The 15,975-nt window shown below is 57.4% G+C and carries 14 protein-coding genes; 6 read left to right on the forward strand and 8 right to left on the reverse strand.

Translation table 11 applies throughout. The features are described 5' to 3' along the window. Positions 1–40 precede the first annotated feature (40 nt). Both PY649_RS29800 and PY649_RS29805 read left to right on the forward strand, forming a co-directional pair. Entirely contained in the window at positions 41–1,447 is a 1,407-nt protein-coding gene (locus PY649_RS29800) for an amidase (protein WP_285872508.1), read from the forward strand. Positions 1,448–1,631: 184 nt separating this feature from the next. Next, positions 1,632–2,324, forward strand: a complete 693-nt coding sequence (locus PY649_RS29805) for an alpha/beta fold hydrolase (protein ID WP_285872509.1) — start codon at positions 1,632–1,634, stop codon at positions 2,322–2,324. Positions 2,325–2,607: 283 nt separating this feature from the next. Here PY649_RS29805 and groL read toward each other — a convergent pair whose 3' ends face one another. Continuing rightward, complete coding sequence (gene groL, locus PY649_RS29810; protein ID WP_285872510.1) at positions 2,608–4,236, reverse strand: chaperonin GroEL; 1,629 nt, start codon at positions 4,234–4,236, stop codon at positions 2,608–2,610. Between the two features lie 30 nt (positions 4,237–4,266). Continuing rightward, a complete protein-coding gene (groES, locus tag PY649_RS29815; protein ID WP_285872511.1) occupies positions 4,267–4,578 on the reverse strand; it encodes a co-chaperone GroES in 312 nt (103 codons plus the stop codon). A gap of 363 nt (positions 4,579–4,941) precedes the next feature. Between groES and PY649_RS29820 the strand changes: the two genes are divergently transcribed. The 4 genes from PY649_RS29820 to PY649_RS29835 all read left to right on the forward strand — a co-directional run bounded on the left by PY649_RS29820 (position 4,942) and on the right by PY649_RS29835 (position 6,789). Continuing rightward, entirely contained in the window at positions 4,942–5,403 is a 462-nt protein-coding gene (locus PY649_RS29820; RefSeq protein WP_285872512.1) for an Hsp20 family protein, read from the forward strand. Between the two features lie 94 nt (positions 5,404–5,497). Beyond that, positions 5,498–6,004, forward strand: a complete 507-nt coding sequence (locus PY649_RS29825; protein WP_285872513.1) for an Hsp20/alpha crystallin family protein — start codon at positions 5,498–5,500, stop codon at positions 6,002–6,004. Between the two features lie 252 nt (positions 6,005–6,256). Continuing rightward, positions 6,257–6,499, forward strand: coding sequence for a type II toxin-antitoxin system ParD family antitoxin (locus tag PY649_RS29830; RefSeq protein WP_285872514.1), 243 nt, complete (start codon positions 6,257–6,259; stop codon positions 6,497–6,499). Further along, positions 6,496–6,789, forward strand: coding sequence for a type II toxin-antitoxin system RelE/ParE family toxin (locus tag PY649_RS29835; protein WP_285872515.1), 294 nt, complete (start codon positions 6,496–6,498; stop codon positions 6,787–6,789). The genes PY649_RS29830 and PY649_RS29835 overlap by 4 nt, the downstream gene beginning before the upstream one ends. A 321-nt stretch (positions 6,790–7,110) precedes the next feature. Here the strand turns inward: PY649_RS29835 and PY649_RS29840 are convergent, their stop codons facing one another. The 6 genes from PY649_RS29840 to PY649_RS29865 all read right to left on the reverse strand — a co-directional run bounded on the left by PY649_RS29840 (position 7,111) and on the right by PY649_RS29865 (position 15,939). Continuing rightward, positions 7,111–10,422: a type 2 periplasmic-binding domain-containing protein gene (locus tag PY649_RS29840; protein ID WP_285872516.1), complete on the reverse strand. Its 3,312-nt coding sequence runs from the start codon at positions 10,420–10,422 to the stop codon at positions 7,111–7,113. Positions 10,423–10,904: 482 nt separating this feature from the next. Next, positions 10,905–11,030, reverse strand: coding sequence for a hypothetical protein (locus PY649_RS29845; RefSeq protein WP_285872517.1), 126 nt, complete (start codon positions 11,028–11,030; stop codon positions 10,905–10,907). A 225-nt stretch (positions 11,031–11,255) separates the two neighbouring features. Then, positions 11,256–13,058 (reverse strand): phospholipase D-like domain-containing protein, encoded by a 1,803-nt coding sequence (locus PY649_RS29850; protein WP_285872518.1) that lies wholly within the window; start codon positions 13,056–13,058, stop codon positions 11,256–11,258. 111 nt (positions 13,059–13,169) lie between these two features. Continuing rightward, complete coding sequence (locus PY649_RS29855; protein ID WP_285872520.1) at positions 13,170–14,261, reverse strand: hypothetical protein; 1,092 nt, start codon at positions 14,259–14,261, stop codon at positions 13,170–13,172. A gap of 168 nt (positions 14,262–14,429) precedes the next feature. Then, positions 14,430–15,047, reverse strand: a complete 618-nt coding sequence (locus tag PY649_RS29860) for a DUF2272 domain-containing protein (RefSeq protein WP_285872521.1) — start codon at positions 15,045–15,047, stop codon at positions 14,430–14,432. Between the two features lie 13 nt (positions 15,048–15,060). Further along, complete coding sequence (locus tag PY649_RS29865; RefSeq protein WP_285872522.1) at positions 15,061–15,939, reverse strand: hypothetical protein; 879 nt, start codon at positions 15,937–15,939, stop codon at positions 15,061–15,063. Between the last annotated feature and the right edge of the window lie 36 nt (positions 15,940–15,975).

Here is a 15,975-nt window from a genome sequence, read left to right on the forward strand (position 1 = left end):
CGTAATCTAACTAACGTTAGTTAGATAAATGGAGCACAAAATGCAACAGGATAACCTCTACTATACCGACGCCACCAAACTGGCCGAACTCATCCTCACCAAGCAAGTTTCGCCCGTCGAGGTCGTTAAGGCGCATCTCGATCGCATCGACGCGGTCGATCCCAAGGTCAACGCCATTGTCACGATGGCTGACGGCGCGATCGCAGCCGCCAAGAAGGCCGAAGCGGCTGTCATGGCCGGCGACACGCTCGGTCCACTTCACGGGGTTCCTTTCACCGTCAAGGACAGCATCGATACGGCCGGCGTTCTCACCCAGCGCGGCTCGCCGATCTTCAAGGGACGTGTGCCCGACACCGACGCCACCGCCGTCGCCCGTGTCAAGGCCGCCGGAGGCATCCTGATCGCCAAGACCAATCCGCCGGAGTTCGCCACCTCCATTGAGACCGACAACCTTCTTACCGGCCAGACCAACAACCCCTGGAATCTCGACTACACGCCGGGCGGGTCGAGTGGCGGCGAGTCGGCCGCGATCGCAGCCGGCATGTCCCCGCTTGGTATCGGCAGCGATCTGTCGATCTCGACCCGTGGACCCGCCGCCCACACCGGCATTGTCGGCCTCAAGGCAACGCATGGCCGCGTGCCGTTGACCGGGCACTGGCCGCGCGCACCGCGCCGCCTTTGGCATATCGGCCCGATGGCGCGCAGCGTGCGTGACGTGGCACTGGCCTACTCGATCATCGCCGGCCCCGACGGTGCCGACGGCTTCTCCACCGTCCCGCCGACGATCGATCTCGGCGGGCTTCAGATCCGCCCACTCCGCGTGGGTTGGATCGCCGACAATGGCTTCTTCGGGCCGATCGATCCAGAGGTGGCGGCAACGGCGAAGGCCGCAGCGCAGGCGCTGGCCAGCATCGGCGCCGAGGTGGAGGAAGTCGATCTGCCGCTCCTGCGCGACACCGACACCGTCAGCGTTCTGTGGCAGCTCCATCAGATGGAAGCCGGCCCCGGATTTCGGAAGGCCGTCGCCGGTCATGAGGATCTGGTGTTCCGTCATGCCAAACTGGTTCTCGATGGCGCCGAGACGCCGATCGCTGACTTCGTCGCCCACGAGCAGACGGTGGAACGCCTGCGCGACGAGTTCGCCAGCTACTTCCAGCGGTACGACGTGCTGCTTGCGCCTGTCACGCCGTTCCCGGCCACGAAGCACGGCCTGAACGACGTGATCGTGGACGGAAAGGCCTGGTCGCCCTTCCAGGTCATGAACGGGACCTCGCCCTTCAGCCTGACCGGCCTGCCGGCGATGACCCTGCGGTTCGGGACCAGCCACAACGGCCTGCCGATCGGCGTGCAAGTCGTGTCCTCCTGGTATGCGGAGTCGACGATGTTCGACGCGGCCGCGCGTCTGGAGTCGGTAAGCCAGGTTCGTAACCTGCATCCGGCGCTCTAAAGCAAAGTCACCCGGATCGCGTTTCCAAGTCCGTTGATCGGAACCAGGCGGCCGGCTGGAATGTCACGAAGAAGACATTTCTCGCCCCGTTTGAGTTGCTGATCCTCGATCAGCCTCCTGCACGGACCGTTCAGGCAGCCGGAATTCAAAATCACCCCATATTCTTGATCAGGAGATCTCACAGATGACTGGAAAGACAGACCTCCACCGCCGTGCCCTTCTGCGCGCCATGACCGCGGCATCGGGCACGGTTCTCGCATCGGCAATCATGGCAAAACCTGCTTCGGCTCAGTCGAGCACGATAAAGCCCGTTGCTGGCGCGTTCGGTCCAACCGACTTCGAGCCGATCGATGTAGAGACCAAAGACAACACGATTTTCGTCCGCGAATATGGAAGCGGCTCTCCTCTGCTTCTCGTGCACGGCTTTCCCCGCAGCAGCCTGATGTGGCGCTTCATGGCGCCGGTCCTGGCAAAGAACCACACCGTCATTTGTGTCGACCTTCGCGGTTATGGGCGCAGCGGCGTGCCCGCTTCGGGTGACAACCATTATGCCTATTCGAAGAGAGCCATGGGCGACGAGCTTGTCGAGGTTATGGACAAGCTCGGATTCTCCAAATTCGATGTCGTCGGTCACGATCGCGGCGCGCGTGTCGCCTATCGCCTCACGCTCGATCACCCCGAAAAGGTCCTGCGGCTGGCGGCGTTTGACGCCATTCCTCCGAGGGTTGGGGTCATGCCGATGCAAGATTTGCTCTGGCTTACTGGCCCTGGACGCTTCTTGCTCAGAAGGCACCGCTTCCTGAAAGATACCTTGCCGGTGATCCGGATGCCATCTTCGACAACACATTCGGCCAAGGCTCGTTTGGTCGCGATGTGAGGGCCGAATATACTGCGACCTATCACGATGCTGCTCGGACACATGCTGTCTGCGAGGAGTTTCGCTTCAGTTGTCGCTCGTCATGGATGCCTTTCTGGTAGAGTTTGATGATGATCGCGGCCGCTCGCTCGGCTTCCTCAGATGAGGCTTCCAGGTGGTTCTGTTGGCAGAACTGGTCAAGAGCCGCTTGGCATTTCAATAAATCCTCTGAGGTCAACGGCTCGTCATGCCGATGAAATCTCCGGGTCATTTCAAAGTTCTTCCTTTGTCACTCAGACGGACATCAGAAGTCCATGCCTCCAGGCGGCATCGGCGGGACCGGTACATCCTTCTTCGGCTTCTCGGCAACCATTGCCTCGGTGGTAATCAGCAGGCCGGCGACCGAGGCAGCGTCCTGCAGCGCAGTGCGAACGACCTTGACCGGGTCGATCACACCCTGATCGTAAAGGTCACCGAACTCGTTGGTCTGGGCGTTCCAGCCATAGCCAAATTCTGATTTCTCACGCAGCTTACCGACGATGATCGAGCCTTCGGCACCCGCGTTCTCGGCGATCTGGCGCACCGGCGCTTCGATTGCACGGCGGACAAGCTCGATGCCGTGCCTCTGGTCGGGATTCTCGGTCTGAACGCTGTCGAGTGCCTTGACGGCTCGCAACAAAGCGACGCCACCGCCGGGCAGCACGCCCTCCTCGACCGCCGCCCGCGTGGCGTGCATAGCGTCGTCAACGCGGTCCTTGCGTTCCTTCACCTCGACCTCGGTCGAGCCGCCAACGCGGATGACTGCAACGCCGCCAGCAAGTTTGGCCAGCCGCTCCTGCAGCTTCTCGCGATCGTAGTCGGAGGTGGTTTCCTCGATCTGCGCCTTGATCTGGGCGACGCGGCCCTGAATCTCGCTCTTCGAGCCTGCGCCGTCGACGATCGTCGTGGTTTCCTTCTCGACGACGACCTTCTGCGCACGGCCAAGCATGTTGAGGGTGACGTTTTCGAGCTTAATGCCGAGGTCCTCGGAAACCGCCGTCCCGCCGGTCAGGATGGCGATGTCCTCGAGCATGGCCTTGCGGCGATCGCCGAAGCCCGGCGCCTTGACAGCAGCGATCTTCAGACCGCCGCGCAGCTTGTTGACCACGAGGGTCGCCAGCGCCTCACCCTCCACGTCCTCGGCGATGATCAGCAACGGTTTGCCGGATTGAACGACCGCCTCGAGCACCGGAAGCAGCGCCTGCAGGTTCGAGAGCTTCTTCTCGTGGATCAGGATGTATGGTTCCTCCAGCTCGACGCGCATCTTGTCCGGATTGGTGATGAAATAAGGCGAGAGATAACCGCGGTCGAATTGCATGCCTTCAACGACCTCGAGCTCCGTCACGGCGGTCTTGGCTTCCTCGACCGTGATCACCCCTTCGTTGCCGACCTTTTCCATCGCCTCTGCAAGGAAACGGCCAATCTCCGCGTCGCCATTGGCCGAGATTGTGCCAACCTGGGCGATCTCGTCGTTCCTGGTGACTTTACGGGCGTTCCTCCGCAGCTCCGCGACCACAGCGTCGACCGCCTTGTCGATGCCACGCTTGAGGTCCATGGGGTTCATGCCGGAGGTGACGGCTTTCGCTCCCTCCTTGACGATCGCCTGGGCGAGAACCGTTGCCGTGGTGGTACCGTCGCCGGCGATGTCACTGGTTTTCGAGGCCACTTCGCGCACCATCTGGGCGCCCATATTCTCGAACTTGTCTTCAAGCTCAATCTCTTTGGCGACGGTCACGCCGTCCTTGGTGATGCGGGGCGCACCGTACGACTTGTCGATAACGACGTTGCGTCCCTTGGGGCCCAACGTGACCTTGACGGCATTGGCGAGAATATCGACGCCGCGCAGCATCTTCTCGCGGGCTTCGGTGTGGAATCTCACTTCTTTGGCAGCCATTTTTCTACTCCTTCAATCGATCTGGCTCGCTCAGGCGACCTTCTTCGCCGATGCTTCGCTCTCGATCACGCCCACTACGTCGGATTCCTTCATGATTAGGAGGTCCTCACCGTTGAGCTTGATCTCTGTGCCGGACCATTTGCCGAACAGGATACGGTCGCCCACTTTGACGTCGAGTTCGACCAGCTTGCCGCTGTCATCGCGTGCGCCCGGCCCAACAGCGATGACCTCACCTTCCTGCGGCTTTTCCTTCGCCGTGTCTGGGATGATGATGCCGCCGGCCGTCTTTTCCTCGGCTTCAATGCGGCGGACCAGGATTCGGTCATGCAATGGATGGAACATGTCGTTCTCCTCATGGACAAACAGGTTTTTAGAGGTTCCTCCGCGCCGCATTCGGAGCGAATCCGACGCGGGGCGTACGATGCTTTCGGCATCGCGCGCCAATCGATCTGGTTTCTGGTTTTTCGAGTTTCAAGAGGGTGGAGAGAATTTTTTAGCACTCGTGCCTATTGAGTGCTAACGCCATGAATTCACAGGGCCATTTCACGCCGGTCCGGCTCGACTAGGTTTGACACCCCTCTTGACGCAAGACAATGGCATTCCCAACTGATTCCTGTCGATGCCCAAATGGGGTCGGCATGGTCAGGGAGCGCCGAGCTTCTTGGCGCTCCCTCGTTTCTATGTTGCTCTACGGAGGATGTGGTTATGAGAACAAACCTCGACTTTACCCCCTTCTACAGGTCAAGCATCGGCTTCGACCGCATGTTCGACCTGCTCGAAAACGCCAGCCTCAACGGTGACAACTGGCCGCCTTACAACATTGTCAAACTCGGCGAAGACGCGTACCGCATCGTCATCGCGGTGGCAGGTTTTGCCGAGGACGAGCTGACGATCACCCACGAGGCGAACATGCTCGTGGTCAACGGCGCGAAGTCGGAGGATGAGGAGGTACAGTACCTGCATCAGGGCCTCGCTGTGAGGCCGTTTGCGCGCAGATTTGAACTCGCCGATCATGTCATCGTCGAGGGCGCAAAGCTCGAAAACGGGCTCCTCGTCATCAATCTCAAAAAGGAAATCCCTGAGGAGATGAAGCCGCGTCGAATAGCCATCCAGGCCGAGCCGACGAAGCCCGCTTCGAAGCAGATCGAAGGCGACAAGGCAGCCTAGTGTGGCGCGCAATACTCGATCCTCGGTTGTTGCCGAACAGCCGAGGAAGCAGTTGACAAAAAGGAGAAAAAGAAACCGAAGAAAGGATGAAGCTATGAGTGTACGTGATCTGATCCCTTGGAGCCGTGGCAGCAGCCAGGTTCCGAGCGTGTATCGCGGTGATGACATGGATCCATTCCTGTCGCTGCACCGCAATGTCAACCGTTTGTTCGACGAAGTCTTCCGCGGTTTCGGCTCGCCATCGTTGTTCGGTGATACGCCCATCAATGGCGCGTGGCCGCACGTGGAGATCGAGGAGAATGACAACGAGATCCGCATCACAGCGGAGGTTCCGGGCATCGATCCAGACGCCGTCGAGGTGCTGCTGGAAGACGGTGTGCTTACGCTTCGCGGCGAAAACAAAAAGGAGGCCGAGGACAAGGATCGCCGCTTCAGCGAGCGCTACTACGGGCGCTTCGAACGGCGACTGGCTCTTGGTCGTCAGGTCGATGAGGGTAAGGTTGCCGCTACGTTCAAGAACGGCCTGCTCACAGTGACGCTGCCGAAGACCGAAAAGGCGCGAGCCAACGTCAAGCGGATCACGATCGATAGCACCAAATAATACCGCTCGCCGCAAGCCAGCCGGGTAGAGACATGCCCGGCTGGTTACTAGCGCGGTTCGAACCGACGACGTCGATGACGGAACCATAGACAATTGGGTCCGTGCTGAGCGGAAGTTCGCGGAGCACGTCGGCAACCGGCGCCTGGCGGTTGGCATCAACCCGCCATGGAGGGGTATTGGTTATTATCCCTTCCAGCGCCTTTGACAAACTTTGCCAAAATCGGTTATGGTGCCTTCAAATGGAGGTTACCAATGGCCACGATGAACGTATCTCTTCCAGACTCGATGAAGGATTGGGTGGAAGCCCAGGCTAGGACCGGGCGATATTCGAACGCTAGCGACTACGTGCGTGACCTGATCCGCCGCGACCAGACACGAAACGACAAGATTGCCGCCATGCAAAGCTTCGTCGAGGCCGGGCTCCAAAGTGGTGTTGGCATCCGATCAAAGGATGAACTCTTTGCTGAAGCAATGGCTCGCGCCAGCAAGTCATGAGTTTTAAGCTTTCTGTCGAAGCGGAAGAGGACATTATTGCGATCGCCGAGCAAGGTGTCCGTATGTTCGGGGCGGGGCAGGCAAAGCGCTACCACGATGAACTTTTCGCATTATTTGATCTGATAGCTTTCAATCCACGCATCGCGCGCGAACGGGATGAAGTTGATCCGCCCGTTAGAATTCATCCCTTCAAAGCACATCTAATCGTTTATCGGATCGAAGACGATGAGACAGTTTTTGTAATACGAATTCGCCACGGGCATGAAGATTGGGAAAGTAATTCAATTTAGCGCCCTCGGATGGAGCTGGGGGATTTGGTGGGTCTCAAGTTCGAATCGGTTCAAGGCGCGACAAGTACACTGATCCACAGCGGTAGCCTCCTCGTCCGAAAATCTCAATTGTCGCAGGGCAGTTTCAATCATGAAATTTTGCCACCGCCGTCACGCAGCGCAGCTGACCGTGGTACATTAGCCTGTAATGCGCAGGGCATGTCCTAAAACGACTAAAATGAACTCAAAATCGGATAAGTTAAGGGGCAATGTCCAAAGCAAGACCTTTCAACGGAAACGCTGTCCAGTCATGGACCTTTATCGTCCATAGAGATGTCAATTTCAGCGTTTTCCAGCATCGCTGTGCGTATCTGTATGACTGTCGCCCGGAATGAGATAGCCCTCCTCCGAATCAATCGCGTTGAGCAGGAAGAGATAAGCGAGCGCGGGAGACATGCTGCGCTTCGGGAAATAAGAGGCGAACAGCGCCGTTGCTGTTGAGCGGTGGGAGAATATCTCATAGACGCGTTTCTGGACGAACTGCACCAGATCGGGATCATTCCTGTCCACGAGCAACGCATAGGGCTCATACGTCAGATATTCAGCGCCAGTTGGCTGCTCAACCGTACATGGGGTGTTCGTGGCGTTCCAACTGTCGAGCTTACCGAGAATAAGCTCTCGATCGCCCATGAAGATGGGCCGTAGTCCCGTGTTCGCGCCACAGAACCATTGGATGAGGTCACCATAGTCATCCATGGGACAGAAATGATATTCGCGCCAGGACTTTTTTTCGGTCTTATCGTCCTTGGCAGCCGAGTTGGTCGGTGGGCATACCTGATCGGTAAGGGCCAATTCCAGCTTGTCCAAGTTTCCGTTATCAAATGCCGTCTCGCACAGTTTGATTTGCTCGCCCTTCTCATCTGGCTCCTTCGTGCCGAGTGGGCAGACCTCGTTCAGTGTCGTCAGCAGATTGCTAGCCATCTGCTTGGACGGGAGAGGGAGAAGCGATGGAGCCTCATCGGGTGGCTGAATTGTGAGATCTTTCAGGATCCGAGCATAAATAAGCGCCTTTTCTATCGATGTTTGGGCGGCGTTCCGGAGCTTGTCATCTCCGAAAATATTCCGGGTCCTGCTATCCCGAAATATCCGGATCCTGCGCTTTGCCCCAGCTGCCGCATCGAGAAAGCGGCACCGTTCATAGATCGCTTTTCGCTGGGTAGGCGGAAATACCTTGAAAAGGTCGACCTGACAGCTCTTCAGAGCAACGTCAGCGGCGGTCGTCGCGGAGACATAACCAATGGCAACGTCGCCCGACCGTGTCGTGGCATCCCTTGACGACCGATCCAAATATGAGACGCCGGAAGTGAATACAATCGGCGAGTAAACACTATTCCAGTTACGCTTGGCCTGCCCATCGGCATCATTATCGTCATCACCGTTAGCGCTGAGCGACGATCCGGAAAAGCGCATAGTGACCGTATCACACAGAACCTGGATGGGTAGCTTGTTGTCGACCGTTTCTCCATTCACCAGCTTGAAACGTTCGGCGGCCGCAACCCGCTCCTCCTCGACCGTGTACTCTCCACCCTCAAATATCTGGTGACACAGGTCAGCCAGATAGCCGATGTGGTGAGGCTTTCCATTTCCGTCATCGACAAGGTAGGAAAATGGCTCGACATCGTCGCGAAAGCCAACCCTGATCCGCTTGGCGAGAACCGGGGTGCTCAGGGCAAAGGCGGTTGCCAGTATGACGCAGAACGCTAGTCCGGCCGCCCTGTGGTCGATCCGCAAGTGCATGCGGCTCGAACCGGGCTGTCCCAAAACCCAGGTCGACAGAAAGACCAGAACCAGCAATATCAGGCGACTGAGGGTGTCTGTCCGCCGGCTGCAATCGGCGGTCGCTATGGTCGCCATTTTCAAGCAATCATGGGCCCAGCCGGGATCCCAGAACGAACTGTGAGCGATGGAGAACACTAGGACCGCAACAGTGCAGGTCACAGCATAACCGAACACCGGTTTGCCGTGAGCCCGCTCATCGGCCGCCAAGAGGCATATCGGCACCATGGGAATAACGGTGACGGCAAGAGTCGGGTAATACAGCATGAAGGGAATCGATCCGCCGACAAGCAGGGCGTTGAAATAATTCGCATTCTGAGCGACCGCGAATGCGCGTAGCATCGCGACGCCGGTCAATCCGATCACTGACGCAGCCAAGGCAAGTGCAAGGCACGCCATCATCTGCGACAACCGCGATGAATGGCTGTATTCGCTGCCCGATTGGGCTCCAGCCCAATCCTTCGTGTCCCATCGATATTGGCGGAGCGAAAATGCCGCAAGAAGAGGCAGCCAGGTAAGGGAAGCGATTGTGAGTGTCCCTACCAGGGCAGTGAGCAGGACGCCAGCCAGATTTGTCGTTTCGACATACTGGCTGACAAGCTCTTGCCCGCCCTGCCAGGCGCCCGCAGCAAAAATGATGAAGACTGGAATGAGCGACACCAGAAGCCCGGCTTCCGGCCCGCTGCCGACGGCGTCGGGCCGATCCGTCGCCCGCAGCAGATCGGCAAGGGCGTCGATAGGGTGGACATTACCCGGTTTTGGCGCCTTCCCTGGTCCTCGAAAGTCCGGATCGCGCTCGAGGAAGATCGCGAGTAAGGTCACCAACTCGAAGCGGATCGCGGTAGCGTCTTTGATGACCTGCGAAAGATAATCATCAAACCGGGCTTCAGTGGAATGCGTTTCGGGTTTGGATGGATCCACAGTTTCCCGCAGCCTTCGCTGACAGTCGTTCAGCAGCCTATCCGCCCGACCGACGAAATCGCTCTCGGCATCTCGCACGTGGGCTGAAACTTCGGAGCCCGGCCAGCTCCCACGGGTGGTCTTTGCCCAAACGACGAGCAGTTCGATTTCCGATAGGAGGTTGAGCAGTTCCTTGCTTCGGGAGATCCGCTTCCCGAGTAACCGTTTTACGCGTTCATTGCCTTCAATCTGCTCTTTCCAGTTCTCGCGATAGACCTCCAACAACTCACGAAGCGAACCGGCGCTTTTGTTGCCACCGTTCCCCTTCCCATCCTGTGCTAGACGAACGGAAGGCTCCTCCAGCGTTGCGATGAGGCTGCGTGTCGTCTGCTCGATACGCACGGGGATACCAGCGGCGCGGAAAGCACGATTTCGAAGCCACTCTTCGGCAAGCCGCACGGGAGGAAGCAGATCCGCAAGCCCCGCAAAAGCGAAGGCAAGCGTGAGAGGCCATTGCGGGCTGTCGAACTTCAATTCGGCAATATCCACCGAGATGCCGGCAACAGGAATCATCTGCGTTGCCTGGAAGATGAGCTTGCCGAAAAAGGTGAGCGATACATAAAGGATGAGCAGTGCACCTGCGTAGATGAAATAGGCTCTGTGAAGCGAATTTTGGCCGCCAAGATCGGTTGCGTCGAAGTTGCGCAGCGCTTCGGACGTGGCGCTAATGTTCCTGCCCTTGCTCTTGAATCTGGGCCACGAGAAGAACATCACGAAAATGCAACCGAAAGCAAAGGCATAGAGGAAAGAGGGATCGAACCGGACGCCCATCATGGGAAGTTGGGGCACGTCACTAAGGTTTAACCCTTGGTACTTCCACAAAGACCACGGGATGTCTGCTGGCCAAACGTTATCCATCCGCCCCCCCGAGATGGTGGCATGCGCAGGTCCTAAATGAACCAATCAAAGCCGATAGATCCGAGCTATCCTTCGCTAGCAGCGAGCGACGTTCGGGTCGCATGGGCCTGCGATCGCAGCTGGCGAAATGGCTACCCCAGCCGACAAGCATAGCCCCAAGGCAACGAGTAGAACGAAAATACGCATTTTACCCTCCCTAACTCACTCTATAGTAGCAGAAGTGAGGTATCTAGGGAAGAGGGAAGCATTGAGCGCGGCATCCGGCAGCCACAAAAAACGCTAAAAAACACGGAGTTATTGCGGTTTCCCGGACGATATTCGATTTCGCCTGGTTGCTATCCTTCATTGAATTAGCAAATGATGAATTAATTGAGCATATCCAGAGGCCGGGCAACTCTTTCAATACAGCCTAGCCATATGTCGCAGTGGAATGAGCGACATGAGCCAGCCGAACCGCAAAGTCATGCAATCGGTCGCCCACGTCACCCACTTGGCATGTCCATCTCAAGAAAGCCCACGATCGGGGAGTATTGTTGTGCCACTGACGGCACATCACTCACGCCTTCGCCTTCCAAAAGATGGGCGGCAAACTGAAGACGTTCCTCCATCGCCGACGCCTCTCTTCAGGGCATCAATACCTTCCGCCAAGGCGGAAAGCCTTACCCATCTCTCCGGTCCAAGACGTGACCTATCTCTCCGGTCAGACACAAGACAGTAAACAAGGCGGCAATATGCAGATCGAAGCGTTGCCCCGGCTCCTCCTTCTTCAGCGGATAGGTGCCGAAGAAAGCGAACCATGTGCGGCTCCTTGCCGCGACCGTCTCTCCGATAGCCTAGGCAAACAGCTGACGATCACGGCAGTGAAGATCGGCAGGATCGAAATATTTCTGCGCCCATGCATCTGTGGTCGAGAGATGCCAACCAGCTGCCTGAGCTGCACTCCGCTTGTCAGCAGGTGGCGACGGAGACGTCGCTTCTTTTGGCATCGAATCCAGGAAATTGAAGTGGTCGACGAGAAGCAGCGCTTCAATCGTGAAGGCAGTCACCACGTCGGCATCGTGGATGCACAGAAGATTGTCGCCATTAACCTGCTCGCCGACAAGCGCGAGGTTCGAAGAACCGCAATAGACGACCGGGTCGGTCCCTCCAAAACCACAGACAACGAATTTGTGGTGGATCTGATGGCCACTGCCGATATGAGGAACCTGGTCGAAGGGCGGCGGCAAGGCCGTGCTTCCCGGCTTGCCGGTAACAAGCACACCGGTGCCGGCGCCGACTGGATAGAGGCTGATCCCCTTCGGGCTGTCGGAAATGCCGTAACTGAAGAGATTAGGATCGGCGTGGAGATTAGTCAGGGCCTCATAAACGGGGTTGGGGCTTTGGCTCCTCAGTTCCATGACCGCAAAGAAGACATTGCCATGGTCTCGTGCCTCCGTCCGACAGCGATCAACGATTTCATTTAGCCGGGCTAACGCGACCGGCTGTCTGCGCGGGGAGAAGCTGACGTCGAACCGCGGCACCGTTGCCGTCGCAAAAGGAAAGGCCTGCGCGGCGAGGGGGCTTGCGGCGAAATGACTGGCGGTTGCCTTGTCGGTCCAGACCTCGTCAAAGACCCGGGCGTAGAGAGTAGCGACGTCCGCATCCTCGAAAACGATCACGTGGTTGGAGTTCACGTAGATGCCGGTGACGGAAAAATTAGTGGATCCGGTAAGCACAGTCATAGGCATACTGCTTTGATAGACGATGAAGATCTTGTCATGCGCGAAGCGGCCGAAACGGCCGCGCAGGATCTTACCGGCCCCAGCCTTTGCGGCAAAAGCTTCTGCAAACTCATCCTCGAGCGTCGGATCGCTTGGATCGTGATGCAGATCCGCATTGTCGAGAATGATGCGTACCCTGCCGGTCGGACCGAGCTCCAATAGGTCAGAGATGATTCCTGGCTCATCCAGATCATAGGCGAAGACGTCGAGACTGAGCTGAGGGGCGCCTTTGATCGCGTCCAAGATCTCTCGGATGCGTTCACGCGCGGTAAAGCCCAGCCACCGATATTGCTGCTCATAGGTAAACGGATTGCCCTGCCGATCCTGGCCCGCCACTGCATTGGTATCGTAGACGAGGGGTTGGTTATGCGGTCGGATCGGCGCGTTTTCCCCAAAGTGATGCAAGAAGGCCTGGCTCTGCACGAAGCCACGCGTGAAGCCCAGTCTCAAGCCCTGCTTGTGGAAGGGTTGGAGGGGGATCGTGACCGAAACACCCAATCCATCGTCGAGAGCGAGCATATGCTGGTTGTCGTCGAAGTAGCGAGGCGTCACCCTGTAGCTATAGTTTGCGAAGGGCGGATTGAGCCCCTGGTGATCGAGACCCGGCACGTGCACCCAGCGGAACTTATGGATCGGTGCGTTGGCTGTCGAATAGACTGGCTCGGTCGCAATCTGAGCATGGTTAGCCGGGATCTCGAAGCTCAAATTATTGTAGAGGTAATAGGAGGGATGCCCCTGTGGCGTGACTTCAATGGTGAAGCCTGCAAGTTTCCTGCGACTTTGCGGTGTCTTTAGATCAAAGGCAAGCATGACCTTGGCGTCGCCGGCATAGGCGGAGACGGATAAGTCTGCGTTCTCATTCGTTACTTTTGGCATCATAATCCTCCAAAAACTCTTTCGTGGACTCTTTCAGACATTCTTGCCGTGTGGCAGCACCCAAGGCGCCAGTGGCTTTGGCTGTTACGAGGCTGCTCGGATGTTGGCTTTTCAGCTCAAATCAAAACTGCGATCATTGATGCCGGGCTTGATCTCGATCGCCACCGCGGTCTGCATTTCGCGATCACCCTTCTTGGCCCCAATCCGGATGGTTCGTGGGCCGGTTGCAAGATTGGCGATGGCAGTGTGTTTCCCAGAGGTGCGGACAGCTTCTTTTTCGTCGACGAAGATCACGGCTTGACCGTCGAAATCATCAGATATCGTTATGTTGAGCAGTCCGGGTTTAGCTGCCGCTATCGCCTCATCGGCAGTGGCCTTGGTAGCTTTTTCCAGAGCTTCGAGCCGGTCATTGAGGTCGCTGCCGCCTTTGTCAGCGGCCTGCTGCAGCTGGCTCAAAGCGGCGGTGAATTCGGTCTTCCAATCCGTCATTTCCTGGGCGGTAACTGCATCTAGCTCTTTGCTAAACGCTTGAGCGACCTCTAGAAGTTGTTGCTTGGTTGTGGTGGCCGAGTCATCCGGCGCGACGTTCGTCAGGCATTTGGCGATTGAAAATTCGAACGTGCTCCAGAGGTCGCGGATCGACAAAAGGATTGTCACATGCCGGAAATAAGCGGATGTCGCATCAGTGGTACGATCATAAAATGCAAAAGCTCCCATCAAGGCATAGGTCAGCAAGGCAGCCAAAAACGTCCAGCGTTCAAGGTCGGTAAAGCGCGCGGCGTCGTTGGCCGGAATGAAATTTAGCCCTGCCGCCGATGCTGTTAGGAGGAATGCTACGGAGCCGAGAACTGCCAACAGCCGCCGTGATCCATTGACCCACGCAGAACTCTTGCGTCGCAGGTCGTCGAAATAGATGTAACGATCGTCCTTGATTGCACTAAGCTCGCCGAATAGCTTCTGGGCATATTTGGTTGATGGGGCGTTGGCGACGATGTCCTCTGGTCTAAGTATGATCGTCGAAAATGTCCCTCCGGACCGGCGCACCTGGCCGTTCCAGCTGAACGGCCAAAAGATCGAACGCCTTACCGGCAACGCTGCTCGCGCGGAGGGACTCGGCTTTTTTTCGCTAGAGGCGCGTGCGACCCCTTCGTCGTCCTGTCTGTCGGACGCCGGATTGGCAATCAGGCTTGCTTGTGCTGTCATGGTCAAATCCCCACTAAAGGACAATTTGGGCAAGCGTCGGCGTTTCAGCGCGAGCATCTTTTCACCAATTAGACCGCGCTACCTTCATCGACGCCTTCGCGCGATCCGCCCTCCTGTAGTATCCCCGAAACTTAGTCGGCGGAGCCCAAGCGAACGACTCCCGCCTTCTCAAATCGTGTTCCTGATGACGCCGACCCACGCGTGGCGCGGGTCGGCAATCTTCCCGTTGCTCGTGACATACGTTGTCTTCGTCACGGAATCGGAGACGTTTCCTCCGATCACATCGACTTCACCGGGCCGAATGGCGACTACAATGTCGGCGTGGCTGCAAAAGAAGCCGTCCTTCTTTCGAAGTGCGTCCATTGCCGCGTCATAGGTGCCCGGCGGAGTTCCGCAACCGGTCCCTGCTCTTCCCGCCCAGATCAGATCGCCCAGCTCCAGGACGGTGTCGGCTGGCTTCTCGATCGTGATCTTGGGATTTTCAGCTTTCATCCCTTTCATGATCTTTTGGCAGTAGCCGTAATGACCTTCGTTGTACGGAAAGGAATTTGAAGGATCGGCAGTCTTGAAGCAAAACGAGATGAACGCCGCGGACCAAGGCTTGTCTGTCAGACCGTTTCGGTCGGGCCTATTAACCACCACCCAATAATCATGGACATATCCCACGAAGGGTTGCTTTTCCTCCGATCCAACGACCGCCTTCGGCTTGTGAAGTGGCGCCACGGAGAATCCCCACCTCTCCCACTGCTGGGCTGCGGCCCTAACAAGCTCCTCATTAATGGACATCGCGGACCCCCCTTCACACAAAATCCTGTTTCGACGTGCTCCAATGCTTTCCCGTCAGAGAGGCCCCGGCCGCGTTCAGTGCTGCCTTCAACGTAGCGATGCGGTCGGGGTAAGATATTGAGCCGAGGGCCAACAAAGCGTCTCGCTTATTGGACGAAGCCAATGCTTGTCGGATCGCCGGATATTTCGACCGGCCCTGGTGAAGTATGTCGCAAACGATGACGCACAGATCCGCTGTTTTCCCATTGAGGTCCAGATTTCTATCCGCCGCCGCCATCAAGCCCTTGAAGGTACCGATCATATGGAAGACTTGCATTGCTTGCGCAGCCTCATGGTTTGCGGTCCAATGCATGAATTTCGCCGACGCGATGACCTCGTCATCCTCGATGTGTGTGGTCGAGGGATTGAGATAGTCCATCAACGGCCGCGTCGAACTTGAACTCTCCAGCGGGACCTCGCCCGTTGTCGAGAGCCGAGTGATCCGGCCCGCCTTGACCTTCAGGTCCGGAAAGTAGTCCGTCGCCTCCGGGCGTCCGAGCATGTCGCGGAAGTAGATGACGAAATCGCCATCCGGAACGTGTGCCCCGAATTGTCCAAAACCGAAGGTGAATTTGGCGCGATCATAGGTGTTGAGTGTGAGATAATTGCCGCCTTCACATTTGGATGTCGGCTCGATGACATCGGCCCAAAACCCAAAGGCGGACCTCTGGTCGGCGGCCGAGTAGACGAGCTTGGGAAGCCCGTTCGTCGGAACGTTATATAGCCCTTGAAAGTCTTCCCCAGAGCTCTTGTCCCGGTAATGCGTGGACAGCCCAACGTAAAATGCGGCCGCGCCGTCCGCTCTTGCCTTGTAAGTCCTGTCCTTACGCTCAATTGTGATTTCGATTGCCATCGATGCCCCCCGATTTGGTCGAGACTTTTGGAAGAT

Source organism: Rhizobium mayense, assembly GCF_030272705.1.
Taxonomy (GTDB): Bacteria; Pseudomonadota; Alphaproteobacteria; order Rhizobiales; family Rhizobiaceae; genus Rhizobium; species Rhizobium mayense.

What these genes read in the sequence shown, in the direction of transcription:
- PY649_RS29835 (WP_285872515.1), top strand. Translation starts at nt 6,496, where the DNA reads ATGAGTTTTAAGCTTTCTGTCGAAGCGGAAGAGGACATTATTGCGATC.
- PY649_RS29830 (WP_285872514.1), top strand. Translation starts at nt 6,257, where the DNA reads ATGGCCACGATGAACGTATCTCTTCCAGACTCGATGAAGGATTGGGTG.
- PY649_RS29825 (WP_285872513.1), top strand. Translation starts at nt 5,498, where the DNA reads ATGAGTGTACGTGATCTGATCCCTTGGAGCCGTGGCAGCAGCCAGGTT.
- PY649_RS29865 (WP_285872522.1), bottom strand. Translation starts at nt 15,939, where the DNA reads ATGGCAATCGAAATCACAATTGAGCGTAAGGACAGGACTTACAAGGCA.
- PY649_RS29855 (WP_285872520.1), bottom strand. Translation starts at nt 14,261, where the DNA reads ATGACAGCACAAGCAAGCCTGATTGCCAATCCGGCGTCCGACAGACAG.
- groES (WP_285872511.1), bottom strand. Translation starts at nt 4,578, where the DNA reads ATGTTCCATCCATTGCATGACCGAATCCTGGTCCGCCGCATTGAAGCC.
- PY649_RS29845 (WP_285872517.1), bottom strand. Translation starts at nt 11,030, where the DNA reads ATGGAGGAACGTCTTCAGTTTGCCGCCCATCTTTTGGAAGGCGAAGGC.
- PY649_RS29850 (WP_285872518.1), bottom strand. Translation starts at nt 13,058, where the DNA reads ATGCCAAAAGTAACGAATGAGAACGCAGACTTATCCGTCTCCGCCTAT.
- PY649_RS29800 (WP_285872508.1), top strand. Translation starts at nt 41, where the DNA reads ATGCAACAGGATAACCTCTACTATACCGACGCCACCAAACTGGCCGAA.
- PY649_RS29820 (WP_285872512.1), top strand. Translation starts at nt 4,942, where the DNA reads ATGAGAACAAACCTCGACTTTACCCCCTTCTACAGGTCAAGCATCGGC.
- PY649_RS29805 (WP_285872509.1), top strand. Translation starts at nt 1,632, where the DNA reads ATGACTGGAAAGACAGACCTCCACCGCCGTGCCCTTCTGCGCGCCATG.
- groL (WP_285872510.1), bottom strand. Translation starts at nt 4,236, where the DNA reads ATGGCTGCCAAAGAAGTGAGATTCCACACCGAAGCCCGCGAGAAGATG.
- PY649_RS29860 (WP_285872521.1), bottom strand. Translation starts at nt 15,047, where the DNA reads ATGTCCATTAATGAGGAGCTTGTTAGGGCCGCAGCCCAGCAGTGGGAG.
- PY649_RS29840 (WP_285872516.1), bottom strand. Translation starts at nt 10,422, where the DNA reads ATGGATAACGTTTGGCCAGCAGACATCCCGTGGTCTTTGTGGAAGTAC.